The following is a 22,996-nucleotide window of genomic DNA, read 5'->3' on the forward strand; positions in this document are numbered from 1 at the left end:
GCTCGAATACTGGTGATTGTGCAGACGGGAGGGCCTATGGACAGCTCGGCGTACAAGCGACAGGTCGCGGTGGTCTTCGACGACTCCGCCGCGCGCTATGACCGGATGGGGGTGGAGTTCTTCACCCCGATGGGCCGCCGGCTCGTCGAGCTGGCGGCTCCAGCCGCAGGTGAGAGGGTGCTCGACGTGGGGTGCGGCCGGGGCGCCAGCCTCTTCCCCGCGGCGGAGCGGGTGGGGCCGCGGGGCCGCGCCCTGGGCATCGACCTGGCCCCGGCCATGGTCGCGGAGGTGGACGGGGAGATCGCCGCCCGCGGGGCGGCCAATATCGAGGCGCGGGTGATGGACGCGGAAAATCCGGAACTGCCCGCCCGCGCTTTCGACGTGCTGCTGGGCGGTTACAGCATCATTTTCCTGCCCGACGCCCCGGGAGCCCTTTCCCGGTATACGGAATTGCTGGCCGACGGTGGTCGGATCGCATTCTCCAGCCCGGTTTTCCGGGCCGGGACTTTTCCGTTCCTGCCGCCGGAGTTCACGCCGCTCATTCCTCCCGCGCTGCTGGAGCACCTGCCGCCGGAATGGCGGCCGGAGGCCCTCGTACGGCGTTTCAACAGCTGGCTGGAGGACGCCGGCGACCTGGCGCGGACGCTTGAGGGCGCCGGCTACGGCGAGGTGCGGGTGCTGGACGAGCCGGTGCTGATGACCGCCGAGTCGCCCGAGCGGTGGGTGGAGTGGTCCCACACCCAGGGCATGCGGCTGCTGTGGCAGAACCTGCCCGCCCCGCAGCGCGAGGACCTGCGCGAGCGGCTCATCGAGGGGCTCGACCGGCTACGCGGTGGGAGCGGGCCGCTGGCCATCGAGGTCCCGGTCCGCTTCGTCACCGCGCGCGTCGCCCGGTAGCCCATCCGGCCGTGCGTCACCCGCCGGGCGCTCCGGCGGCGCGTCGCCCGGCAACCGCTCCGGCGGCGCGTCGCCCGTCAGGCGGGCCGGGCGCGCGTCGCCGGTCAGCCGGGCCAGGGCCGCGTCGAAGGCGGCCCGGTCCGCGCCGGGCCCGCCGGCCCGCGCGGGCAGCAGCGACACCACCTCGCCCCGGCCCGCGCGCACCGCGCGGTGCCGCCGGGCGATGGTGCTCAGCCCCTGCCCCGGTCCGGCCTCGACGCAGACCACGTCGTCGCGGGAGGACAGGATCGCGTCGAGGGCTGGCCAGAACAGCACCGGCCGCACCGGATGGCCGGCCCAGTAATCCGGGTCGGCCGCCGTCTGCCCGGTCAGCGGCTCCGCCGTGTAGCAGGAGTGCAGGGGGATGCGGGGAGCCCGTACCGGGGTGGTGGCGAAGCCGTCCACGGCGGCGGACGCGACGGCCCGCAGGGAGGGGCTGTGGAAGGCGGTCAGCGCGGGCACCGGGGCGCAGATGAACCCGTCCTCCCGCAGCCGCTCCTCGACCCGGGCGAGCGGGCCGGAGGGCCCGGCCAGGATCGTCTGCCGCGGCGCGTTGACCGCGGCGACCACGACCTCGTCGGTCAGCAGCCCGCCCAGCGCGGCCGCCGCGGCCGAGACCGCGAGCATGCCGCCCGGCGGGGCCCCGGACAGCAGCCGGACGCGCTCCTGAAGCAGGCGCGCGCCGTCGCGCAGGGTGAAGACCCCGGCCAGGACCGCGGCGGCCATCTCGCCGACGCTGTGGCCGAGCATCACCCACGGCCGTACCCCGTACTCCATCAGGGCCCGGCCGAGCGCGTAGTCGAGGGCGAACAGCAGCGGCTGCGACCGGGTGACGTGGTCGAGCGGGACCCGCGGGTCGTCGCTCAGCCAGTCGCGGCGCAGCGCGTCGCCGTCGTCGAACGCCGCGAGCACCTCGTCCAGGGCGGCGGTGAAGCGCGGCTCGCTGCCGTACAGGCCCCACGCCATCCGCGGGTGCTGCGACCCCTGCCCCGGGAGCATCACCATGGTGACGGTCACGTCTCGCCCCTCTCCCCCGCCCACGCCGGGCGGCTCAGCACTTCCACGACCGCGCACGACCAGGAGAACCCCGCCCCCACGCTGGCCAGCAGGCACAGCTCGCCGGGGCCGACCGCGCCGGTGGCGACCAGGCGGTCGAATCCGGCGATCGGGTCACCGGCGCCCAGGTGGCCGACGTGCCGGCTCCACGGCCAGGTCGTCCGCTCCGGGTCGATGCCGAACGGGGTGAAGAAGCCGGCCCTGAGCCGGCGCAGGCCCATGTGCGGCAGCGCGAAGCCCCGGATGTCGCCGAGCGCGGCCCCCGCTGCCTCCAGCGCCCCGGTCAGCGCGGCCTCCTGGCCGGCGCTCACCTTCGCGGCGGTCGCGGCCCGCCCCATTTCCCGCACGTAGGCGCGCTTGTGCAGGTCCAGGTCCACCGTGGCCGGCTCGTCCAGGGACGGGGCGCCGAACGCGTCACCGCCCCGGTGCATGCCCTCCAGCTCCGGGTCGGAGACGGTCACGAGGCTGCGGACGCGGGCGAACCCGGCCGTGCGCGACAGCACCAGCGCCGTGCCGCCGTCGGCGTAGACGGTGCCCGGGTCGCTGCGCCAGCGGTCGAAGCCGGGCGGGTTCATCCGGTCGCCGGTCGTGACCAGCGCCCCCGTGCGGTCTCCGGAGGCGTCCAGATAGGCGGCGGCCAGCTCGAGGGCGGCCATCCCGCCGTTGGACACCTGCCTGACCTCCATGGCCGGGCAGGCGTTGCCGACCGCGGCCCGCTGCACGTACGAGGCGGGCGCCCACAGGTGGTGGCCCTGGAAGTAGAGGCTGGCGTGCAGGACCAGGTCGATGCCGGCTGGGCCGGCGCCGGCCCGCGCGAGGGCCGTCCGGGCGGCCCGCGCGGCCATCTCCGGCCCGGTCTCCTTGTCGGCGACGGCCACCGCCAGCATGCCGGTGGAGGCGGCGAGCGACGCGTCGCACTCGCCCGCCGCCAGCGCCCGCTCCGTGGGTACGGCCAGCGGCAGCCACGCGGCGCACCCGGCGATGTACGGCCCGCCGGTCATCGGCGCCCGGCCGTCACGCCCCGCCCCGAGCCCGCCCGTCCCCGGCGCCCGGCCGTCACGCCCCGCCCCGAGCCCGCCCGTCCCCGGCGCCCGGCCGTCACGCCCCGCGTCGAGCCCGCCGGTCATCGGCGCACGACCATCGCGCTGTTGAAGCCGCCTTCGCCCCGGGCGACCACGAGCGCCGCGTCGCCGGTGACGGGCCGCGGGTCGCCGAGCACGAGGTCCACGGGCAGCTCCGGGTCCACGTCGCGGACGTTCGCCGTCGCCGGGGCCACGCCCTCGCGCAGCGCCAGCAGCGCCGTCACCACGTCCAGCGGGGCCGCACCGGAGTACAGCCGGCCCGTCAGCGTCTTGGGGGCCGTCACCGGCACCCCGCGCGGCCCGAAGACGGCGGCCAGCGCCTCGGCCTCAGCCGCGTCGAGGCCGGGGTCGGCGGCCGCGTCGGCGATCACCAGGGCCACGTCCCGCGGCCGGACCCCGGCGTCGGCCAGCGCCGCCTCGACGGCCCGGACCAGAGCGGGCGGCCGTCCCGAGCCGGGCGGCGGGTCGAAGCTGGCCCCGTGCCCGGCGATCCGCCCGTAGCCGCGGGCGCCGCGCGCGCGGGCCGCCGCCGCGTCCTCCAGGGTGAGGATGGCGCCGCCCTCACCGGGCACGTGCCCCCGCGCCCCGCGGTCGAAGGGCAGGTACGCCGCGGCGGGGTCGGTCACCGGACTGAGCCGGCGCGAGCGCACCTGGGCGGCCAGCCCGTACGGGCACAGCGACGAGTCCATGCCCCCGGTGACCATCATCCGCGCGCCGGCCGCGACCTTGCGGCGGGCGTGCGCGATCGCGTCGAGCCCTCCGGCCTGCTCGGTCACCATCACGCCGACCGGTCCCCGCAGGTCGTGCCGGATGGAGATCTGGCCGGTGTTTACCGCGTAGAACCAGGCGAACGACATGAAGGCGCTGACGTGGTCGGGCCCGTCGTGCCACAGGTGCTGGAGCTCGCGCTGGCCGAAGCCGAACCCGCCCGAGGCGCTGGCGGTGATCACGCCCACGTCCAGCGGCGAGCCCGGCTCGAACCCGGACTCGGCGATGGCCCGGTCCGCGGCGTACAGCGCGTACTGCGTCATGAGGTCGGTCTGCGGCAGCAGCCGGGCCGGCAGGTGGTCCCTCGCCACGAACCCCTCCACCTCACCGGCCAGCGGCGAGGGCAGGCGGCCAGGGTCGAACCGGCGGAGGGGGCGGATGCCGTTGCGCCCGCTCAGCACAGCCGTCCAGTACTCCTGGACGGTCAGGCCGATGGGGGCGACCACGCCCACCCCGGTGACGACGACATCCCGGGTCTCACCCATGCGATCACCCTTCAGACACCCTTCAGAAACGGCGGAGCAGCATGGCGCTCTGGAAGCCGCCGAAGCCGCTGCCCACGGTCAGTGCGACGTCCACGCGCCGCTCCCGCGCGACCAGCGGCACGTAGTCGAGGTCGAGCTCGGGGTCGGGCTCGTGCAGGTTGGCGGTGGGCGGCACGGCGCCCCTGGTCACCGCGAGCGCGGCGGCGGCCACCTCGATCGAGCCGATGGCGCCCAGCGAGTGGCCGATCATGGACTTGATCGAGCTGATCGGCACCCGGTAGGCGTCCTGGCCGAGCGCCGTCTTGAGCGCCGCGGTCTCGTGCCGGTCGTTCTGCTTGGTGGCCGTGCCGTGCGCGTTGACGTAGCCGATCTCGGACGGGTCGCAGCGGGCCTCGGTGAGCGCCGCGGTGATCGCGGCGGCCATCTCGGCGCCGTCGGCGCGCAGGCCCGTCATGTGGTACGCGTTCCCGCGCGAGGCGTAGCCGGTGATCTCCGCGTACACCTGTGCCCCGCGCCTTCTGGCCGCCTCGGCCTCCTCCAGCACCAGCACGGCGGCTCCTTCCCCGAGGACGAACCCGTTGCGGGTGCGGTCGAAGGGCCGGGAGGCGCTGTCCGGCGTGTCGTTGTAGCTGGAGGTGGCCTTGATGGCGTCGAAGCACGCGACGGTGATGGGCGCGATCGGCGCGTCGGTGCCGCCGGTGATCATCACGTCGGCGCCGCCCTCGCGGATCAGCTCGCAGGCGTAGCCGATCGCGTCGATGCCGGAGGTGCACCCGGCCGAGACCATCGACACCGGGCCCTGCGCGCCGACCTTCCAGGCCACCTCGGCGGCCATCGAGCTGGGCACGAAGTAGTCGTACAGGTACGGCGAGGCCAGCGTGTGGTCCACCTCCCAGGTGGCGCCCCGGCCGCTGATGGCCACGTACTCCGACTCCAGCTTCTGGGTGCAGCCGACGGCGCTGCCGATGCTGACGCCCACCCGGTGGGCGACGGACTCCGCCACCAGAAGGCCGCTGTCCGCCATGGCCTCGCCGCAGGCGGCCAGCGCGAACTGGGCCGCGCGGTCCAGCCGCTCCACCGCGTCCGCCGGCAGGCCGGCCTGGACGGGGTCGAAATCCGCCTCGGCGGCCATCTGCGAGCGGAAGGGCGAGGGGTCGAACGCGGTGATCCTGCGCGTGGCGGTGGCGCCGGACATCAGCAGGTCCCAGAACGGCTTGACCCCGCAACCGCCCGGGGCGATCACGCCGAGGCCGGTGATGACCACCCGCCTGGTCATGGGCGTTCCGTCTCGGCGGCGCGGCTCTGCCGCGTCTCGTACAGGGTGGGCTCGCTGGTGCTCAGCGCCCGCAGCGCGCCCGCGTGCGGCGCGAAGCCCGGGTCCGCCACCGCCGCGCGGAACGCGGCCTCGTCCCGCCAGGCGGCGACGTTGACGTAGTGGCGCTCCTGCCCGGTCTCCACGGGCCGCAACAGCATGTGCCACAGGAAGCCGGGCCTGGAGCCCATGAACTCCGAGGTGGCGGCGAACACGCGCTCGAACTCCTCGGCCGGGCCGTGCAGGAGGAACCGGTTCACGAACGTGACGGCTCCCCCGAACTCCGTGTGCGGCATCCGTACTCCTCGATCGGCGCCCGTTCGGCAAGGGCGATCAGGTGCTCTCGTCACGACGCTGCGGCACGACTCTCGCGACCCGCTCGAACTCAGGTCGTCCACCGCCATTCGAGCAGCCGGTGTGACCCTTGCGCCGACCGAAAGGAGAACCCCATGTCCGAGGAAGGCCGGGTCGCCCTCGTCACCGGCGGCACCAGCGGCATCGGGCTGGCCGTGGCACGGGCCCTGGGAGGCGCCGGGACGCGCGTCTACCTGTGCGCGCGCACGCCGGACGCCGTCGAGCTGACCGTCAAGGGGCTGCGCGAGTCCGGGGCCGAGGCCGACGGGCGGGTCTGCGACGTCCGCGACCCCGTCGCGATCCAGGAGCTGGTGCGGGCCGCCCGTGACCGGTACGGGCCCATCGACATCCTGGTCAACAACGCCGGCCGCGGCGGCGGGGGGATCACCGCGGAGATCCCCGACGAGCTGTGGCTGGACATCCTGGACACCAACCTCACCAGCGTGTTCCGGATGACCAAGGCGGTGCTGACCATCGGCGGGATGCTGGAGCGCGGGCGGGGCCGGATCGTCAACATCGCCTCGACCGCCGGCAAGCAGGGCGTCGTGCTGGGCGCGCCGTACTCGGCCTCCAAGCACGGGGTCGTCGGCCTGACGAAGGCGCTGGCCCTGGAGCTGGCCAAGACGGGCATCACGGTCAACGCCGTCTGCCCGGGTTACGTCGAGACGCCGATGGCGCAGGGCGTGCGCCAGCGGTACGCGGCCTTCTGGGGCGTCACCGAGGACGAGGTGCTCGCGAAGTTCCAGGACAAGATCCCGCTGGGCCGGTACTCCACGCCCGAGGAGGTCGCCGGGATGGTGGGCTACCTCGTCTCGGACACGGCGTCGTCCGTCACCGCGCAGGCGATCAACGTCTGCGGCGGGCTCGGCACCTTCTGACCCGAGCGGTCTGACCCGAGCGGTCTGACCCGAGCGGCCTGATCCGCGCGACCCCCTCCGACTGATAGGAGCGCCCGTGGCGACCTCACCCACGCACGAGACCGAGCACCAGATCACCCTGTCGGCGGACCCGCGGGCCGTGTACGCGGTCCTCGCCGACGCGACCGCGTGGCCGGCGGTCTTCCCGCCGACCGTCCACGTCGAGCGGATCGAGCAGAGCGGCGGGGAGGAGCGCATCCGCATCTGGGCGACCGCCAACGGCCGCCCCAAGACGTGGACCTCGCGGCGCGAGCTGGACCCGGAGGGGCTGCGCGTGCGCTTCCGGCAGGAGGTGCCCGCGCATCCGGTGGCCGCGATGGGCGGCGAGTGGATCGTCGAGCCGGTCGGCGCCGGCACCACCCGGGTCCGGCTGACGCACGACTTCAGCGCGGTGGACGAGGACGGCCTGGACTTCGTCGCCAAGGCCGTCGACCGCAACAGCGAGGCCGAGCTGGCCTCGCTGCGGGCCGCCCTCGAAGGCGCCGGGCAGGGCGCCGGGGCGGGCGACCGGCTGGCGACGTTCGAGGACACGGTACGGGTGGACGGCGCGGCGAGCGACGTCTACGACTTCCTCCACCGCGCCGACCTGTGGCCGGAGCGGCTGCCGCACGTGGCCAGGATGGCGCTCGAGTCCGAGACGCCCGACGTGCAGCTCATGGAGATGGACACCCGCACGGCCGACGGCTCGACGCACACCACGGCATCGGTGCGGGTGTGCTTCCCCGAGCACCTGATCGTCTACAAGCAGCTGCGGACGCCGAAGCTGCTGGCCGTGCACACGGGCCGCTGGACGGTACGGCCGGAGGGCGACGGGGCCGTGGTCACCTCGCAGCACACGGTGGCGATCGCCCCGGAGGCCGTCACGGGCGTCCTGGGCGAGGGGGCGACGGTGGCCGACGCGCACGCGTTCGCGCGGGAGGCGCTGAGCCGCAACAGCATGACGACGCTGCGCGCGGCCAAGGAGTACGCCGAGGGCCGCCGGTCGGCGACCGTGTGAGCCCGCCCGTCGTGAGCCCGCACGTCGTGAGCCCGCCCGTCGTGAGCCCGCCCGTCTGAGGTGGGCCGCGTCCTTCCGGAGACGCGGCCCGCCTTCATGACCTCAGTCACCCTTCATGGCCTCAGGTCACCCTTCATGGCCTCAGGTCACCGAGAGGGCGCCGTCGACGGCGAACACCGTGCCGCTGGCGTAGGCGGCCTCCGGGGAGGTGATCTGGACGATCCACCAGGCGATCTCCTCCGGCCGCCCGACCCGCCCGGCCGGGATCCGCCCGCGCATCCCCTCCAGGAACGCGGCGTAGTCCTCCTCGGACATCCCCGCCCGGACCCCGGCGGCCGTGTCCACGATCCCGGGGGCCAGGCCGACCACCCGGATCCCGCGCGGCCCCAGCTCGACGGCCCAGGACCGGGTCAGCACGTCCAGGCCCGCCTTCGTGGCCCCGTACACCGCGTTGTGCGGCCAGGAGCGCAGCCCGAGGGAGCCGGCCGAGCTGACGTTGACCACCACTCCCCCGGTGGCGGCGAGGTCGTCGAGGACGGCCTGGGTGAGCATGACCGGCGCGACGAGGTTGACCGCGACCTGCGCCTCGACCTGGGCCCGGTCGAGGCCGCCCAGCGCGCCGAAGACGCCCGCGCCCGCGTTGTTGACCAGCACGTCGACGCGGCCGAAGCGCTGCCTGGCGGCCTCGGCCACGGCCTCGGGCGCGCCGCTCTCCGTCAGGTCGGCGCTGAACGGCTGGACGCGGTCGTGGCCCGCCGCGGTCTCCTTGAGCGCGCCGGCGTCGCGGCCGACGACGAGCACGCCCCAGCCCCGCTCGGCGTAGGCGTGCGCGGTGGCCCGGCCGATGCCCGACCCGCCTCCGGTGACGATCGCCGTCCCGCTCATCCGGCCTTCCCCTCCCTGTGCAGCAGCGTGAGCCGTTCCAGGACCGGAACGATGTCGTTGGGGCTCGGCGTGCCGACCACCTCGGCCCGCATCCGCGCCGCGCCGGCGGCGTAGGACGGGTCGTCGAGCAGCCCGAGGATCCGCTCGCGCAGTCGCTCGGGCGACAGCTTGTCCTGGTCCTCGATGTACGTGCCGGCCCCGCTGGCGGCCAGCCCCGTGGCCTTCTCCATGGAGTCCCACATCATGTCGGGGACGATGAGCTGCGGGACGCCGTGGGCGAGCGCCGTCATGAAGGTGCCCGAGCCGCCGTGGTGCACGATCGCGTCGCACGACGGCAGCAGCGCGTTGAGGGGCACGAAGTCGACGGCCCGGACGTTGGCCGGCAGCGTGCCGAGCCGCTCGCGCAGCTCGGCGGGCAGCAGGGCGACCACCTCGGCGTCCAGCCCGTCCACCGCGGCGAGCAGGTCGGCGGCGGCGACCGTGCCGCCGTCCTCGACCTCGCCCAGCGACACGCCCAGCGTCAGGCAGATCCGCCGCGGGTACGGCGGCGGCTCCCGCAGCCAGTCGGGCAGGACGGAGCGCCCGTTGTAGGGCACGTAGCGCACGCCCACGTAGTGCAGGTCGAGCGGGATGCGCAGGGAGGCCGGGGTCGGGTCGATCGTCCACTGGCCGAGCACCAGCTCCTCGTCGTGCTCGCGGACCCGCTCGCCGTGCCGGCCGAGCGTCCAGTCGAGCCACTCGGCCAGCGGGTCGTCCCTCAGCTCGGGCGGCCGCCGGTCGAGCATCTCGCGGAAGCGGACCCGGTTGCGCCCCATCTGGTCGGGCCCGAACAGCAGCCGGGCGTGGGCGGCGCCGACGACCCGGGCCGCCACGGGCCCCGCCAGCGTCAGCGGGTCCCAGATGACCAGGTCCGGCCGCCAGTCCCGGGCCAGCGCCACGAGGTCGTCCACCATCGGCTCGGCGCACACGTTCTGGAACACGAACGCCGTCATCGCGCTGAACATGCCGATGGCGTGCTCCCACGGGAACGGGTCGTGGCGGGAGTTGCTCATGGCCAGCCCGCCGAGGTTGCGGTCGTCGGAGAAGCTGGAGGTGGCCTTCTGCGTCTCCGGCTCCAGCTCCAGCCACGGGCCGACGGAGACCGCGGGCAGGCCGGCGGCCGCGATGGTGTCGGCCAGGTCCGGCTGGCTGGCGACGACGACCTCGTGGCCGGCGGTGCGCAGCGCCGAGGCCACGGTGACCTGGGCGTAGAAGTGGGACGGCGCGGCGAACGTGGTGAACAGGACACGCATCGGCATCTCACCTTCGGACCTGGGCGGCGACGGACGGCGAGGAGAGGCTGTGCAGGCAGGCCACCAGGCTGCGCGCCTGCACGTTGAGGTAGTTGCTGTGCCGGAGCAGCTCGGCGAGCTGGTGCAGGGTCATCCAGCGGTAGTCGGCGCCGTCCACCACGTCCACGTCCGCCTCGACCACGACGTACGTGTTGACGGCGTTGTAGAAGCGCCCGCCCTCCTCCGACAGCGCCACCGAGTACCTCACCAGCTCGGGCGGGGCGTTCAGCACGACGTCCAGGAACCGCGGGCGGGCCTCGGGCGGCAGCGCCCCCAGGTTGCCCGGGGTGCACTGCACGGTGGGCGCCAGCTCCATCACGTTGACGTAGCCGGGCTCGACGCGGGCGTGCACGAGGACGTGCAGCACCCCGTCGATCCGGCGGACGACGAACGCCACGATGCCGTTGCCCGACGGCTCGATCATGGGCTGGCTCCACGAGGCGACCTCCCGCGAGCCGCCGGCCACGTCCACGCCGATCACCCGGAAGAACAGGCCGCTCTCGTGCGCGATGGCCCCGTCCGCCCGGTGCCATCGGGGCACGCGCGTCAGGTGCGTGACCCGGGTGACCACCTCCGACTGCGCCCTGATGCCGGTGATCCAGCTGAGGATCTCCGGCATCGAGTGCAGGCTGCCCTCCACGGCGCTGCACGAGCGCACCAGCGCCTGGTGGAAGTCGTCCTCCGGGACGACGATCAGGGGGTGGCTGTCCTGGCTGGTGAACGGCAGGCAGGACAGCACCGTGCGGGTGTCCATGTTGACCAGGTTCTCCACGCCGAGGAGCCGGTGGAGCTGCCCCAGGGTGAGCCAGATGAAGTTCTCCCCCACCGGTACGTCGCCGTCCACCTCGACGATCATGTTGCGGTTGCGCTTCTGGTAGAACCACGCGCCCTGCTCCGACTGGAGCACGTCGGCGAGCACCCCGTGCCGCGCGCTGTCGCGGAAGAACTCCAGGTACGGCACCGCCCTGCCGCGGTGCACGCGCTGGAAGTTGCTCTTCGTGGCCTGGACCGTGGGCGACAGCTGCAGCCCGTTGGCGTTGCCCGGCTCGAACTTGGCCTGCATCAGGCAGTGCAGCACCCCGTCGAACTCCTTGACCAGGATGCCCAGGATGCCGACCTCGGGCTGGACGATGATGGGCTGACTCCAGCGCGGCACCGGGGCGCCCGGGATGTGCACGTCGATGCCGGTGACGCTGTAGAACTTGCCGCTGTCGTGGCCGAGGTCGCCCGTCTCCGGGTCGCGGGTCCAGCCGGCCAGCTCGTCCAGGGGGACGCGGGTGACGCGGTGGGTGCTGCGCGCGGCCCGCTCGGTGTACCAGGACCAGAACGTCTCCAGCCCGTCGCCGGCCAGCATGGAGCGGGCGATGCGGGCCGTCAGCCGCCCGTTGGGCCGGGACCGGATCGCGTACGTGAGCGGGGGGCCGCTCATGCGGGGTCCAGCCCGTCCCGGGTGACCCGGCGGTGCCTGACCCGCCAGCCGCCGTCCGACCGGACCAGCCGGTCGGTGCACACGGTGCTGCGCCTCACGACGACGTCGCCGCCGTCGGGGATCTCCAGCACCAGGGCGTAGCTGCGGGCCGTCAGCCCCTCGCCGTCGGGGGTCACGGTCAGCATCCCGATCCAGTGCCTCCGGACGATCTTCGCCGCGGCGAACTCGTCCGCGACCTTGCGCGCCGCCTTGGCGATCTCCCCGGAGCCGTGGACCGCGGTGCCGCCGACCTCGAAGACGCCGTCCTCGGTGAACGTGGCGGCCCACTCGTCGGTCGATCCCGCGTCCAGGAGCTGCATCTGGCGCGCGTAGAAGTGCTGCGCCTCGACGTACTGAGCCTCGCCCTGCTGTGCGTTCACAGCGTTCACCGCGTTCACCGCGTTCATCTCGGCCTGCCCTCCGCGAGTCGGTCGTGCGGCCTCACGATCCCGTCCGCGGCTGGAGGGCCGCCTGACAAGCGATAGTCCATCGCCGTTCCAGCGCGACTGCACGGAGCGTCGCCAAGCTGATCGCGGGCGGACCGCCGCCCCCCGGAAACAGCCGACGACGAAGAGGCGGGAAGATGACCCAGTTCAGTCTCGGCGAGCTGAAGCAGATCATGCGGCAGGTCGCGGGCGACGACGACACGATCGAGCTGGCCGACGGGTTCGAGACCAGGACCTTCGAGGATCTCGGCTACGACTCGCTGGCGCTGCTGGAGATCGTCCACCACGTGGAGCGCGCGTGCGGGCGCAAGCTGCCGGACAGCGAGCTCGGGGACATCACCACCCCCAAGGAGCTCGTCGAATTCGTCGGCGGGCTGGGACGGGCGTGACGGCCCGGGAGCTGGCCGGCCGCACGGTGGTGGTCACCGGCGCCACCTCGGGGATCGGGCGCGCGGCCGCCGTCGGCTTCGCCCGGCGCGGGGCCCACGTGGTCGCCGTCGGGCGGGACCCGGCCAGGCTCAGGTCCGTCGTCAGCGAGCTGACCGAGGTCGGCCGGGTCCGGCCGTACGGGCTGGGGGCCGACTTCGCCCGGCTCGACGACGTCCGCGCGGCCGGCGAGGACCTGCGCGGCCGCTACGAGCACATCGACGTGCTGGCGAGCAACGCGGGCGCCATGTTCCGGACGCGCACGCTCACCGCCGACGGCTTCGAGAGCACGATCCAGGTCAACCACCTGTCCGGCTTCCTGCTGGCGCACCTGCTGCGCGACCGGCTGGCCGGCGGGCGGCTGATCGTCACCTCCTCCGACGCGTACACCACCGGCCGGCTGGACCCGGACGACCTCAACGCCGAGCGCGCCCGCTACGGCGCGGGCCGGGCGTACGGCACGTCCAAGCAGGCCGGCATCCTGTTCGCCGCGGAGGCCGCCAGGCGCTGGCCAGACGTGCTCGCGGTCAGCTTCCATCCCGGCGAGGTCCGCACGCTCATCGGCCGGGGCACGATCGCGTCCTGGTACTTCCGCTTCAACCCGCTGCTGCGCACGCCCGACCGGGCCGCGGACACGCTCCTGTGGCTGGCCACGGCGCCCGCCGACGGGATCACGCCCGGCGGCTACTACATGGACCGGCGGCCGCGCCCGGTGCAGGGGCCGACGGCCGGCGCCGACCTCGCCGCGCGGCTCTGGGACGCCAGCGCCGCCGCCATCAGCGAAAGGGAATCACTGTGACCACATACGCTCCCGGCTCGCCGTCCTGGTTCGACCTGGGCTCGCCGGACGTGGCCGCCTCGGTGGCCTTCTACACCGGGCTGCTGGGCTGGACGGCGACCGAGATCAGCGAGCCCGAGGCGGGCGGCTACACGACCTTCCACCACGACGGCAAGCTGGTCGCGGCGGTGGCCTACCACCAGATCGACACCCCGTACCACCGCCCCTACGGCCCCGACCAGCAGCAGGGCATGCCGGCCATCTGGACCGTCTACTTCACCACCGACGACGCCGAGGCGCTGGACGAGCGGGTGCCGAAGGCGGCCGGGGAGACCATCATGACGCCGATGGAGGTCATGGGCCTGGGCCGGATGGCCGTCTACGCCGACCCGGCGGGCGCCGCGTTCGCCGTGTGGGAGCCCATGGCGATGCAGGGGGCCGAGGTGATGGGGCGGCCCGGCTCGGTGCGCTGGGTGGAGCTGGTCACCACGGACGCGGAGGGCGCCGCGTCGTTCTACCGCGACACGCTCGGCCTGACCACCGCCCCCGGCGCGGGCGGCACGGTCTGGCAGGTGGGCGGCAGGACCGTGGGCGGCGTGCGGAAGCTGGGCGAGACCGGGGCGGTCCGGCCGTACTGGGCGGTCACGTTCGGCGTCGCCGACTGCGACGAGACGGCGCGGCGGGCCGTCGAGCTGGGCGGCTCCGTGGAGAACCCGCCCTCCGACACGCCGCTGGGACGCCGGGCCGACCTGCTCGACCCGCACGGCGCCGGGTTCTCGGTGCTGTCGTGAGCGCCGAGCCCGTGGTCGAGGTCAACCCGTTCGAGTGCCCGATGCAGTCGATGCGCGAGAAGCCGCAGGTGCACGACCAGCTGCGGGCCGGCGGGCCGCTGGTGCGGGCACAGGCGCCGGCGGGCGGCCCGGTGTGGGTGGTCACGGACTACACCCTGGCCAAGTCGGTGCTGGCCGACCCCCGGTTCGTCAAGGATCCGGGGCTGGCGCCGGAGGCGTGGCACGGGATCGAGGACGGGCTCGACAGCCCCGCCCCCGAGTACCGGCCGTTCACCCTGATCGCGGTGGACGGCGAGGACCACCGGCGGCTGCGCCGCGTCCACGCCCCCGCCTTCAACCCGCGCCGGCTGGCCGCCTCGGCGGACCGCGTCACGACGATCGCCCGCAACCTGTTCGCCGACCTGGCCGACGCCTCGGACGCCTCCGGTACGCCGGCCGAGCTGATCGACGGGTTCGCCTACAACTTCCCCTTGCTGGTCATCTCAGACCTGATGGGCGTGCCGGTGACCGACCCGGCCATGGCCAGGAAGGCCGTCGGCGCGATGAAGGCGCTCGCGCTGGGCACCGCGAGCGACGCCGAGTACGACACCTCGGCCCTGGAGGACCTGCTGTCCCAGGCGGTCGCCTCGGCGATCGACGGCACGGCCGACACGATGACCAGGGTCCTGTACGAGCGGGCCGTGGCCGAGTTCGGCGAGGTGCCGCCCGACAAGCTCACCTACATGATCATGGGACTGATCTTCGCGGGGCACGACACGACCGGGTCCTTCCTCGGGTTCCTGCTCGCCGAGACCCTGGCCGGGCACCTCGCCCCCGACGCCGACCCGGGCGCCTTCGTGGAGGAGATGCTGCGCGAGCACCCGCCCGTGCCGTACACGCTGTGGCGCTTCGCCGCGCAGGAGGTGGTGCTCGGCGGGACGCCGCTGCCGCCGGGCGCGCCGGTCCTGATCGACATCGAGGGCATCAACGCCGACCGCGCGGACCCGGCGAGCCGGCGGCTGACGTTCGGCGACGGCGCCCACTACTGCATCGGCGAGCAGCTCGCGCAGCTGGAGTCGCGGGTCATGATCAGCGTCCTGCGGGAGGACTTCCCCGGCGCGCGGCTCGCCGTGCCGTTCGAGGATCTGCGCTGGGGGCGGAAGGGATCGCAGACCGCCCGGCTCACCGAGCTGCCCGCCTGGTTACGGCCGCGCTGAAATATGCGGTCAGGATGTGACCGGGTTCTCCTCTAGCGTGAACAGGAGGCCATTTCACCAAAGGCGGGGACCTGTATGCAGCCGAAGTACATCACCATTCACGGGGCGCGGGAGAACAACCTCAAGGACATCTCGGTCGAGGTGCCCAAACATGAGATAACCGTATTCACCGGCGTATCCGGTTCGGGGAAATCGTCGCTGGTGTTCGACACCATCGCGGCCGAGTCCCAGCGTCAGCTCAACGAGACGTTCACCGCGTTCGTCCGCAACCGGCTGCCCAAGTACGGGCAGCCGGACGCGGACACCATCGAGGGCCTGTCCACCGCGATCATCATCAACCAGAAGCGGATCGGCGGGAACTCCCGCTCCACGGTCGGCACCATCACCGACCTGTACGCGCTGCTCCGGCTGTTGTTCTCCCGCGCGGGCGAGCCCTACGTGGGCTACTCCAACTCCTTCTCCTTCAACGACCCGGCCGGCATGTGCATGGACTGCGAGGGGCTGGGCAGGCGCGTCCAGCTCGACCTCGACAAGCTCCTCGACAGGTCCCGCTCGCTCAACGAGGGCGCCATCGACCACCCGGCGTTCGCGGTCGGCGGCTGGTTCTGGAAGCTGTACGCCAATTCCGGCCTGTTCGACATCGACAAGAAACTCCGCGACTACACCGAGAAAGAATGGGACGCCCTCCTCCACGGCGCCGAGGGCTCCGTCCCGCTCGAATGGCAGGGCGGGCAGATCAACTCCAAGTACGAGGGCCTCGTCCCCAAGTTCGACCGGCTCTACATCCGCAAGAGCCCCGAGGAGATGAGCGCCAAGAACCGCGCCGCGCTCGAACGCGTGGTGTCGGTGTCGCCCTGCCGCACCTGCGACGGCCGGCGGCTCAACAAGGAGGTGCTGGCCTGCCGGATCAACGGCCGCAACATCGCCGAGTTCTCCGCGCTGGAGATCGGCGACCTGATGGAGGCCGTCAGGGAGATCACCTCCACGCGGGTGACGACGCTGCGCGACAACCTGCTCGAACGGCTCGGCCACATGGTGGACCTCGGGCTCGACTACCTCACCCTCAGCCGCGAGACCTCCACCCTGTCCGGCGGCGAGTCCCAGCGGATCAAGATGATCCGCCACCTCAACAGCTCCCTGGTCGAGGTCGCCTACATCTTCGACGAGCCGACGATCGGCCTGCACCCGCACGACGTCAACAAGCTGACCACCCTCATGCGGCAGCTGCGCGACAAGGGCAACACCGTGCTGGTGGTCGAGCACGACCGCGACGTCATCGACATCGCCGACCACGTCATCGACCTCGGCCCCAAGGCCGGCCGCCACGGCGGCGAGATCGTCTACCAGGGCGACATCAAGGGCCTCTACCGGGCCGACACGCTCACCGGCGCCTGCATGCGCGAGCAGCTGCCGGTCAAGGAGGAGTTCCGTCGGCCCACCGGGCGCCTGGTCGTGAAGAACGCCTCGCTGCACAACCTCAAGAACATCACCGTCGAGATCCCCACCGGCGTGCTCACCGTCGTCACCGGGGTCGCGGGCTCCGGCAAGAGCACGCTGATCCACAAGGTCTTCCGCGAGCAGCACCCCTCGGCCGTCATCATCGACCAGTCGGCCGTGACCACCAACCGGCGCTCCAACCCGGCGACCTACACCGGCATCATGGACGAGATCCGGCGGCTGTTCGCCAAGGCCAACCGGGTCAGCGCCTCCCTGTTCAGCTTCAACTCCTCCGGCGCCTGCCCGGCCTGCCAGGGCGAGGGCGTCATCTACACCGACCTGGCGTTCATGGACCCCATGATCACCCTGTGCGAGGTGTGCTCCGGCAAGCGGTTCACCGAGGAGGTCCTGCGCCACAAGCTGCGCGGGCGCGACATCAGCGAGGTGCTGGCGCTGAGCGCGGCCGAGGCGGCCGACTTCTTCCGCGAGCCGCGGATCGCCGAGACGCTCCGGTCGATCGTGGACGTCGGGCTCGGCTACCTCCAGCTCGGACAGCCGCTCAACACGCTGTCGGGCGGCGAGTGCCAGCGCATCAAGCTGGCCACGGAGCTGGGCAAGAAGGGCACCGTCTACGTCATGGACGAGCCGACCACCGGCCTGCACATGTCAGACATCGACAGCCTCATGGCCGTCATCGACCACCTCGTGGACACGGGCAACTCCGTCATCGTCATCGAGCACAACCTCGACGTCGTGAAGAAGGCCGACTGGATCATCGACCTCGGCCCGCGCGGGGGCAGCGCCGGCGGGCAGGTCATGTTCGAGGGGACGCCGCTCGGGCTGCTGAAGGCCGACAACTCGCTGACGGCCGAGTGCCTGCGCGCGTCACTGAACGGCGGCCGCCCGGCCTGACCTCCGGTACAGGATCAGCAGGACGACGCCGATCAGCGGCTGCAGCACGTCCGTCGGGATCGTCCAGACGTTGTTCGGCGCCGTGTTGCCGTGGGCGGCCAACTGCATGACGTGGCCGATGGCGTCACCCCAGTAGAGGACGGCCATGGCGATCACGGCGGCGGTCATGAACGACCCCCGGTTCCAGATGCTCAGGAACCCGATGAGCCCGATCGCGATGTCCGCCCAGCCCACCTCCCACTGGAAGGGGCTGTGCGCGAACCCGATGCTGTCGGCGACCTGCGGCGCGTAGGGGCCGATGTGCCCCAGCCCGCCGATCATGGCCAGCACCCCGCCACCGGCCACGAACCACAGCAGCCACAGCTCGATCACGCGGGGCCGGGTGCGCCGCCCGGGGGCGCGGTCGAGCAGGCTGTGGAGCAGCGCGCCCAGGACGAGGCCGAGGAAGGTGACGACGAAGAACGCCATGTCAGCACCCTAGGAACGCTGCCGGCGAGTCGCCGGACACCGAGACGGGCGTGTCGCGGCGGTCGCCACGGAATCCGTCGCCGCCGCCCTGGCCGTCCCGGACCAGTCCGGCCCACGCTGATCGCCACTCGCGAACACAGCGCACGCCGCCCCCGGCGCCCGGCCATAGTGAGGGGCATGCGCGTAGCCGTCCTGTCCGATGTCCACGGAGTCCTGCCCGCCCTCGAGGCGGTCCTCGCCGAGCCCGACGTGGCTGCCGCCGACCTGCTGGTCCTCACGGGCGACATGGCCGCGGGCCCGCAGCCCGTCGAGACCCTCGACCTGCTGACGTCCCTGGGCGAGCGGGCGCTCTGGCTCAACGGGAACGCCGACCGCGAGCTGGTCGAGGCGGTCCAGGGCAGGCAGAGCCCGTATCCCGTCTCGCAGTGGGCCGCGGAGCGGCTGCGTGAGGACCAGGTCTCCCTGCTCGCCGGACTCCCCGACCGGCAGGTGCTCGACCTCGGCCGGCTCGGCGTCACGCTGTTCGTCCACGCCACGCCGCGCCGGGACGACGAGATGATCCTCGTCGACAGCACGCTCGACCGCTGGGCCAAGGTCCTGGCCGGCGTCACCGCCGACACGGTCGTGCTGGGCAACACCCACATGCCGTTCGTCCGGCTGGTGGACCGTACGCTCGTGGTCAACCCGGGTTCGGTCGGCATGCCGTACGGCACGGCGGGCGCGCACTGGGCGCTGCTCGACTCCGGGACCGGCGGGGTGACCCTGCGCCGCACGCCGTTCGACGCCGAGGCGGCGGCGCGGCGGCTGATCGCCGAGAGCGGCTTCGACGGGATCGAGGGGTGGGTGGCCGACTACATGACGACCGTTCACTCCGACGCCGAGGCCCTGGCGGCGTTCGCCGAGGCGGAAGGCCGCTGACGATCCCCGCCCTCACCCCTCCATCCGCGCGTGGACGTAGAGGAACCCGTGCTGCGAGCTCAGCAGCCGCTCCGGGACGGGCCCGGGAAGCCAGGGGCAGCGGCCGTCGGCCAGCATGCCGCTGTCGTAGGTCTCGACGCGCCACCCGTACGGGCTCAGCCAGGCGCGCGGATCGACCGGACCGCTGAACGCCCCGAGGGCGCGCATGTAGGCGACGAACCGGTCGCCGTAGCCGGTGGAGTAGTAGCCGGGGCCCGTGACGTCGGCCGCCAGCGCGGAGCCCGGCGCCGACACGGCCGACAGGTCGGCGGCCAGCCGATCCAGGCCCGTGCCGCCGAAGAAGTAGGTCAGGCCCTCGGCCAGCCACAGGGTGGCCGCGCCGGGATCGAACCCGGCCTCCAACAGATGGCCACACCAGGGCCGGGTCAGGTCGGCGGTGACCACGCGGTGGTGACGGTGCGCGAGCGCCCCGGCGGCGGCCAGCCTACGGACCTTGGCCCGCTGCCGCCGAGGGTCGCCGTCCACCTCGAACAGGACGAGATCGGCGGGCAGGGCGCAGCGCCAGGCCCGGGTGTCGCACCCGGCGCCGAGCACGACCACCTGCCGCACCCCGCGCGCCACGGCCTCGGCCAGCACCTCGTCACCGAACCTGCCCCGGATGGTCACGGCGCCGCGCGTCATGCCGATCAGGTCGAGCGCCCGCGCCCTCCGCACGGTGGCGTCGTCGACGAACAGGTGCGCGTACGGATCGGCGAGCATCGGCTCGGGCAGCGCGCACTCCTGGGCCCTGACGGCGGCGGCGATGTCACCGGTCTGGACGACGTCGAGGTCGAGCCGGAGCGCGAGGTCCAGGTCAGGATCGAGAACGGCGGGGGCGTCGGGCACGCGGGCTCCTACGGAGAGGGCTCGGACACTCACCGTACCGTAGCAAACACTTTACGTTGCCGTTGCCCGAAGTGACGACACCAGCACGCTACGCGTTCCGTTTCGGCCCTTCCGACCGGGCGTCCGCGGCCCCTGCCTTCACATCGCGCTGGACGGGTGCGGGGCCGGCTGGTGGCGCGGATCGGCGAGGTCGTGGGCGGATCGGGCCAGCCAGATCATCGCCAGGGCGCCGGCGACCGACGCGGCGGCGTCGAAGAGGGTGTCCGGGCTCGCGGGCAGCAGGCTCGCCAGCGGGAGAGCGAGCGCCAGGAGCAGGGGCAGGACCAGGGAGACGATGCCGTACCGGACGGTGGCCGGCTGCCAGCGGCCGTCCCGCCGCTGCGCCAGCAGGACCAGCACGGTCCAGATCAGTGCGGCCAGGCCGAAGATCAGGGCCGCCAAGCCGGGCACGGGCAGGTCGAGGGCCTCCAGGACCGCGGCGACGGCGGAGCCCCCGTACCCCACCACGCCCGCCGCCCGCACGCGATCGGCATGCGCCAGGTCGCGTGCCAGCACCGGGTGGAACCGCAGCACGAGCACCGACATCACCACGAAGTCGAGCGCCCCGGCCCACCAGGGCCAGGACTGCATGAGCGGGTAGAGCAACTGGGAGGCCGCCGTGGCGTACAGCGCCACCCGCAGCCACCGCGTGTCCCGGTCCAGCTCGGGCGGCGGACCGGCCAGCGGCCCGCGCAGGCTCTGCCACAGCGCCCAGGCCACCGCCAGGCCGGCCGGCACCAGGCCGAGCACGTTCGGCCACGTCGCCGCGACGCCCTCGTCCGGCGCCACGGACAGCGTGACCCGCAGCAACACGCCGAGGTCACCGGCGGTCAACGCGATCACGGTGGCGACCGCCAGCGCGACGAGGTACCCGCCCGCGACCAACAGGGCGGGAGTGCTCAACAGGTGACGACGGGGCATGCGGCACTTCCTGGGGGGTGGAGGGGGACCGAACGCACCACCCTAGAGGGCCGCCTCCACAAAGTCGATCAAGGATTCCGGCGGCCGCCAGACCCGTTACGGTCCCTTCGCACCATCGCCCGGAGCGTCCGCGTCACCGGGCGCGTCCGCGTCACCGGGCGCGTCCGCGTCGCCGGGAGCGTCCGCGTCGCCGGGAGCGTCCGCGTCGCCGGGCGCGTGACCCGCTCCCACCGGGAACACGTCGAAGTGCACCACCACGTGCTCCAGCGACCGGTCCGGCTCGCCAGGGGGGCCCTCCAGCCGCCGGTCGGCCATGACGCGGTACCTGTCCAGGACCGCCAGGACCTCGTCGCGCATCTCCACCGTCTCCTCCCGCGTCAGCCGGAGTGATCGGCGGGCCAGGCCGCTGGCCTGCACCCATTCCTCGGGGGTCGCCCTCTCCTCGTCGCGCCAGCGCGCCAGCTCCTCGCCGCGCTGCCGGATGAGGTCGTCCAGCAGGAACTCGAGCGCGCTCGCCGTCTCCGGGTCGTCCTCGGGCGAGGTGCCGTACGAGAAGCCGCCCGGCACGATCCGCCAGTACTTCTCCTTGCCCTTCCCCAGCTCCGGGACCGTCTCGATCATGCCGTGCCGGGCCAGCTCCCTGAGGTGGTAGCTGGTGGCGCCGGTGTTCAGCCCGAGGAGCGCGGCCAGGCGGGTGGCGGTGGAGGGGCCGTGCTCGTCGAGCAGCTCGTACAGGCGCAGGCGCAGTGGGTGGGCGAACGACTTCAGCGCCTTGGCGTCGAGGGTCCGCGCGGAGAAGCTCTTGCTTTGCATGGCTGTGCACACCTATCTTTGCAAAGAAACCTATGCACACTTTCTCTTACACACTAGCGGAGGCCCCCATGCCGCGTCTCGGGCGCGCGTTCACGTTCCTGTGGTCCTCGACGGCGGCGTCCAACCTGGCGGACGGCGTGCTGAAGGTGGGGGCGCCGCTGCTGGCCGTCTCCCTGACCCGGTCGCCGACACTGGTCTCCCTCGTGGGGGCCGCCGTCACGCTGCCCTGGTTACTGTTCGCGCTGCACGCCGGGGCGATCGCCGACCGTACGGACCGGCGGCGCATCATGGTGCTCGCCAACGGCGCCCGCGCCGCGGTCCTGGCGGCGGGCGGGGCGCTGGCCGTGTCCGGCCTGCTGAACCTGTGGCTCATGCTGGCGCTCCTGCTGGTCGCCGGGGTGTCGGAGGTCTTCGCGGACACCTCCGCCCAGTCGATCCTGCCGATGACGGTGCCCCAGGACCGGCTCACCGCCGCCAACGGCCGCGTGCTGAGCGCGCAGATGATCGGCAACGACTTCCTGGGCGCGCCGCTGGCCGGCTTCCTGGTGACGCTCGTGCCGGCGGCCGTCTTCGGCGCCCCGGCGGCGCTGTACGGCGCGGCGGGGCTGCTGCTCCTGGGCATGCGCGGCCGCTACAACCCGGTCACGGCCGTCTCCGGCACCCCCGGGGACGCGCCTCGCCAGGGCGGTGTGGGGCGGGACATCGCGGAGGCCCTGCGGTACCTCTGGGGGCACCGCTTCCTGCGGACCCTGGCCGTCTCCGCCGGCATGCTGAACACCGCCAGTGCCGCCTACTTCGGCGTCCTCGTGCTGTGGCTCGTCGGCGACGGGTCGCGGGTGGGGCTGACCCCGCAGGGCTACGGCCTCATGATGACCGCGCTGGCCGCCGGGTCCGTGGCCGGGTCGCTGGTGGCCGAGCGGCTGACCCGGCTGCTGGGCGAGGGCCGGACCCTGCTGACCATGTGGCTGGTGTCCGCCCTGCTGTACCTGGTGCCCGTGCTGGTGCCCGTCGGGTGGCTGCTGTACCCGGTCGCCGTCGTGTGGGGCGTCACCGGCGGCGCCGCGAACGTGCTCGTGGTCTCCACCCGGCAGCGGCTCATCCCGGCCGCCCTGCTCGGCCGCGTCAACTCGGCGTACCGGTTGATCGGGATGGGCGGGATGCCCGTGGGCGCCGCGCTCGGCGGGCTCCTGGGAGAGATCGCCGGGCTGCCGGCGGTGTTCCTGGGGGCCGCCGGCGTCTGCCTGGCCGGCGTCGGGCTCGTGTGGCGTGTCGCGCGTGAACCATTTTCCATGCCGCTGACCAGCGATCATTCAGTTCACCACACATCCGCCTAGCTTTCGGCACACTATGACCTGTGGTGAGATGACATGATTAC

The 22,996-nt window shown here is 73.2% G+C and carries 23 protein-coding genes; 10 read left to right on the forward strand and 13 right to left on the reverse strand.

Going from position 1 to position 22,996, the window contains the following annotated elements; translation table 11 throughout:
• The first annotated feature begins 36 nt into the window (after positions 1 to 36).
• Positions 37 to 897, forward strand: coding sequence for a methyltransferase domain-containing protein (locus AB0H64_RS03340; RefSeq protein WP_357619557.1), 861 nt, complete (start codon positions 37 to 39; stop codon positions 895 to 897).
• On the opposite strand, the gene AB0H64_RS03345 is transcribed toward AB0H64_RS03340, so the two are convergent.
• The 5 genes from AB0H64_RS03345 to AB0H64_RS03365 are packed head-to-tail and all read right to left on the reverse strand — an operon-like array spanning position 826 to position 5,935.
• Positions 826 to 1,953: an acyltransferase domain-containing protein gene (locus AB0H64_RS03345; RefSeq protein ID WP_357619559.1), complete on the reverse strand. Its 1,128-nt coding sequence runs from the start codon at positions 1,951 to 1,953 to the stop codon at positions 826 to 828. The two genes, AB0H64_RS03340 and AB0H64_RS03345, sit on opposite strands and share 72 nt — an antisense overlap.
• Positions 1,950 to 3,119 carry a ketoacyl-ACP synthase III family protein gene (locus AB0H64_RS03350; protein WP_357619561.1) on the reverse strand — a complete coding sequence of 390 codons (1,170 nt, stop codon included), beginning with the start codon at positions 3,117 to 3,119 and terminating at the stop codon, positions 1,950 to 1,952. The genes AB0H64_RS03345 and AB0H64_RS03350 overlap by 4 nt, the downstream gene beginning before the upstream one ends.
• Positions 3,116 to 4,327 (reverse strand): ketosynthase chain-length factor, encoded by a 1,212-nt coding sequence (locus AB0H64_RS03355; protein ID WP_357619563.1) that lies wholly within the window; start codon positions 4,325 to 4,327, stop codon positions 3,116 to 3,118. The genes AB0H64_RS03350 and AB0H64_RS03355 overlap by 4 nt, the downstream gene beginning before the upstream one ends.
• Positions 4,328 to 4,349: 22 nt before the next feature.
• Positions 4,350 to 5,603 (reverse strand): beta-ketoacyl-[acyl-carrier-protein] synthase family protein, encoded by a 1,254-nt coding sequence (locus tag AB0H64_RS03360; protein WP_357619565.1) that lies wholly within the window; start codon positions 5,601 to 5,603, stop codon positions 4,350 to 4,352.
• Positions 5,600 to 5,935 carry an antibiotic biosynthesis monooxygenase family protein gene (locus AB0H64_RS03365; RefSeq protein WP_357619567.1) on the reverse strand — a complete coding sequence of 112 codons (336 nt, stop codon included), beginning with the start codon at positions 5,933 to 5,935 and terminating at the stop codon, positions 5,600 to 5,602. The genes AB0H64_RS03360 and AB0H64_RS03365 overlap by 4 nt, the downstream gene beginning before the upstream one ends.
• Positions 5,936 to 6,088: 153 nt before the next feature.
• Here AB0H64_RS03365 and AB0H64_RS03370 point away from each other — a divergent pair, with 153 nt between their 5' ends.
• Both AB0H64_RS03370 and AB0H64_RS03375 read left to right on the forward strand, forming a co-directional pair.
• Positions 6,089 to 6,871: an SDR family NAD(P)-dependent oxidoreductase gene (locus AB0H64_RS03370; RefSeq protein WP_357619569.1), complete on the forward strand. Its 783-nt coding sequence runs from the start codon at positions 6,089 to 6,091 to the stop codon at positions 6,869 to 6,871.
• Positions 6,872 to 6,947: 76 nt separating this feature from the next.
• Positions 6,948 to 7,907 (forward strand): aromatase/cyclase, encoded by a 960-nt coding sequence (locus tag AB0H64_RS03375; RefSeq protein WP_357619571.1) that lies wholly within the window; start codon positions 6,948 to 6,950, stop codon positions 7,905 to 7,907.
• 141 nt (positions 7,908 to 8,048) lie between these two features.
• Here AB0H64_RS03375 and AB0H64_RS03380 read toward each other — a convergent pair whose 3' ends face one another.
• From AB0H64_RS03380 to AB0H64_RS03395, 4 genes are read right to left on the reverse strand one after another with little or no spacing between them, the layout of a single operon-like run.
• Positions 8,049 to 8,792 (reverse strand): SDR family oxidoreductase, encoded by a 744-nt coding sequence (locus tag AB0H64_RS03380; protein ID WP_357619573.1) that lies wholly within the window; start codon positions 8,790 to 8,792, stop codon positions 8,049 to 8,051.
• Positions 8,789 to 10,090 carry an activator-dependent family glycosyltransferase gene (locus AB0H64_RS03385; RefSeq protein ID WP_357619575.1) on the reverse strand — a complete coding sequence of 434 codons (1,302 nt, stop codon included), beginning with the start codon at positions 10,088 to 10,090 and terminating at the stop codon, positions 8,789 to 8,791. The genes AB0H64_RS03380 and AB0H64_RS03385 overlap by 4 nt, the downstream gene beginning before the upstream one ends.
• Before the next feature lies 1 nt (position 10,091).
• The gene (locus AB0H64_RS03390) at positions 10,092 to 11,552 is read right to left on the reverse strand and encodes an NDP-hexose 2,3-dehydratase family protein (RefSeq protein WP_357619577.1); all 1,461 of its coding nucleotides are present in this window, start codon (positions 11,550 to 11,552) and stop codon (positions 10,092 to 10,094) included.
• A complete protein-coding gene (locus AB0H64_RS03395; protein WP_357619579.1) occupies positions 11,549 to 11,980 on the reverse strand; it encodes a nuclear transport factor 2 family protein in 432 nt (143 codons plus the stop codon). Before AB0H64_RS03395 ends, AB0H64_RS03390 begins: the two co-directional genes overlap by 4 nt.
• A 194-nt stretch (positions 11,981 to 12,174) precedes the next feature.
• Here AB0H64_RS03395 and AB0H64_RS03400 point away from each other — a divergent pair, with 194 nt between their 5' ends.
• The 5 genes from AB0H64_RS03400 (at position 12,175) to AB0H64_RS03420 (ending at position 17,577) form a co-directional block, all read left to right on the forward strand.
• Positions 12,175 to 12,426: an acyl carrier protein gene (locus AB0H64_RS03400; RefSeq protein ID WP_357619581.1), complete on the forward strand. Its 252-nt coding sequence runs from the start codon at positions 12,175 to 12,177 to the stop codon at positions 12,424 to 12,426.
• Positions 12,423 to 13,262 (forward strand): SDR family NAD(P)-dependent oxidoreductase, encoded by an 840-nt coding sequence (locus AB0H64_RS03405; RefSeq protein ID WP_357619583.1) that lies wholly within the window; start codon positions 12,423 to 12,425, stop codon positions 13,260 to 13,262. The genes AB0H64_RS03400 and AB0H64_RS03405 overlap by 4 nt, the downstream gene beginning before the upstream one ends.
• Positions 13,259 to 14,032 carry a VOC family protein gene (locus tag AB0H64_RS03410; protein WP_357619585.1) on the forward strand — a complete coding sequence of 258 codons (774 nt, stop codon included), beginning with the start codon at positions 13,259 to 13,261 and terminating at the stop codon, positions 14,030 to 14,032. The genes AB0H64_RS03405 and AB0H64_RS03410 overlap by 4 nt, the downstream gene beginning before the upstream one ends.
• The gene (locus AB0H64_RS03415) at positions 14,029 to 15,228 is read left to right on the forward strand and encodes a cytochrome P450 (RefSeq protein WP_357619587.1); all 1,200 of its coding nucleotides are present in this window, start codon (positions 14,029 to 14,031) and stop codon (positions 15,226 to 15,228) included. Before AB0H64_RS03410 ends, AB0H64_RS03415 begins: the two co-directional genes overlap by 4 nt.
• A gap of 75 nt (positions 15,229 to 15,303) precedes the next feature.
• Complete coding sequence (locus AB0H64_RS03420; RefSeq protein ID WP_357619589.1) at positions 15,304 to 17,577, forward strand: excinuclease ABC subunit UvrA; 2,274 nt, start codon at positions 15,304 to 15,306, stop codon at positions 17,575 to 17,577.
• Here the strand turns inward: AB0H64_RS03420 and AB0H64_RS03425 are convergent.
• The gene (locus tag AB0H64_RS03425; protein ID WP_357619591.1) at positions 17,551 to 18,045 is read right to left on the reverse strand and encodes a DUF6790 family protein; all 495 of its coding nucleotides are present in this window, start codon (positions 18,043 to 18,045) and stop codon (positions 17,551 to 17,553) included. The genes AB0H64_RS03420 and AB0H64_RS03425 overlap by 27 nt on opposite strands.
• A gap of 177 nt (positions 18,046 to 18,222) precedes the next feature.
• Here AB0H64_RS03425 and AB0H64_RS03430 point away from each other — a divergent pair, with 177 nt between their 5' ends.
• A complete protein-coding gene (locus AB0H64_RS03430) occupies positions 18,223 to 18,963 on the forward strand; it encodes a metallophosphoesterase family protein (RefSeq protein WP_357619593.1) in 741 nt (246 codons plus the stop codon).
• A 12-nt stretch (positions 18,964 to 18,975) separates the two neighbouring features.
• On the opposite strand, the gene AB0H64_RS03435 is transcribed toward AB0H64_RS03430, so the two are convergent.
• The 3 genes from AB0H64_RS03435 to AB0H64_RS03445 form a co-directional block, all read right to left on the reverse strand.
• Positions 18,976 to 19,848, reverse strand: coding sequence for an SAM-dependent methyltransferase (locus AB0H64_RS03435; RefSeq protein WP_357619595.1), 873 nt, complete (start codon positions 19,846 to 19,848; stop codon positions 18,976 to 18,978).
• A 138-nt stretch (positions 19,849 to 19,986) separates the two neighbouring features.
• The gene (locus AB0H64_RS03440) at positions 19,987 to 20,808 is read right to left on the reverse strand and encodes a hypothetical protein (protein WP_357619597.1); all 822 of its coding nucleotides are present in this window, start codon (positions 20,806 to 20,808) and stop codon (positions 19,987 to 19,989) included.
• Between the two features lie 96 nt (positions 20,809 to 20,904).
• The gene (locus tag AB0H64_RS03445) at positions 20,905 to 21,621 is read right to left on the reverse strand and encodes a helix-turn-helix domain-containing protein (RefSeq protein WP_357619599.1); all 717 of its coding nucleotides are present in this window, start codon (positions 21,619 to 21,621) and stop codon (positions 20,905 to 20,907) included.
• A gap of 68 nt (positions 21,622 to 21,689) precedes the next feature.
• Between AB0H64_RS03445 and AB0H64_RS03450 the strand changes: the two genes are divergently transcribed.
• On the forward strand, positions 21,690 to 22,955 hold the full coding sequence (locus AB0H64_RS03450) for an MFS transporter (RefSeq protein WP_357619601.1): 1,266 nt from the start codon (positions 21,690 to 21,692) through the stop codon (positions 22,953 to 22,955).
• Positions 22,956 to 22,996 lie beyond the last annotated feature (41 nt).

It is taken from the genome of Nonomuraea sp. NPDC050733 (genome assembly GCF_040654215.1).
Lineage (GTDB): Bacteria > Actinomycetota > Actinomycetes > Streptosporangiales > Streptosporangiaceae > Nonomuraea.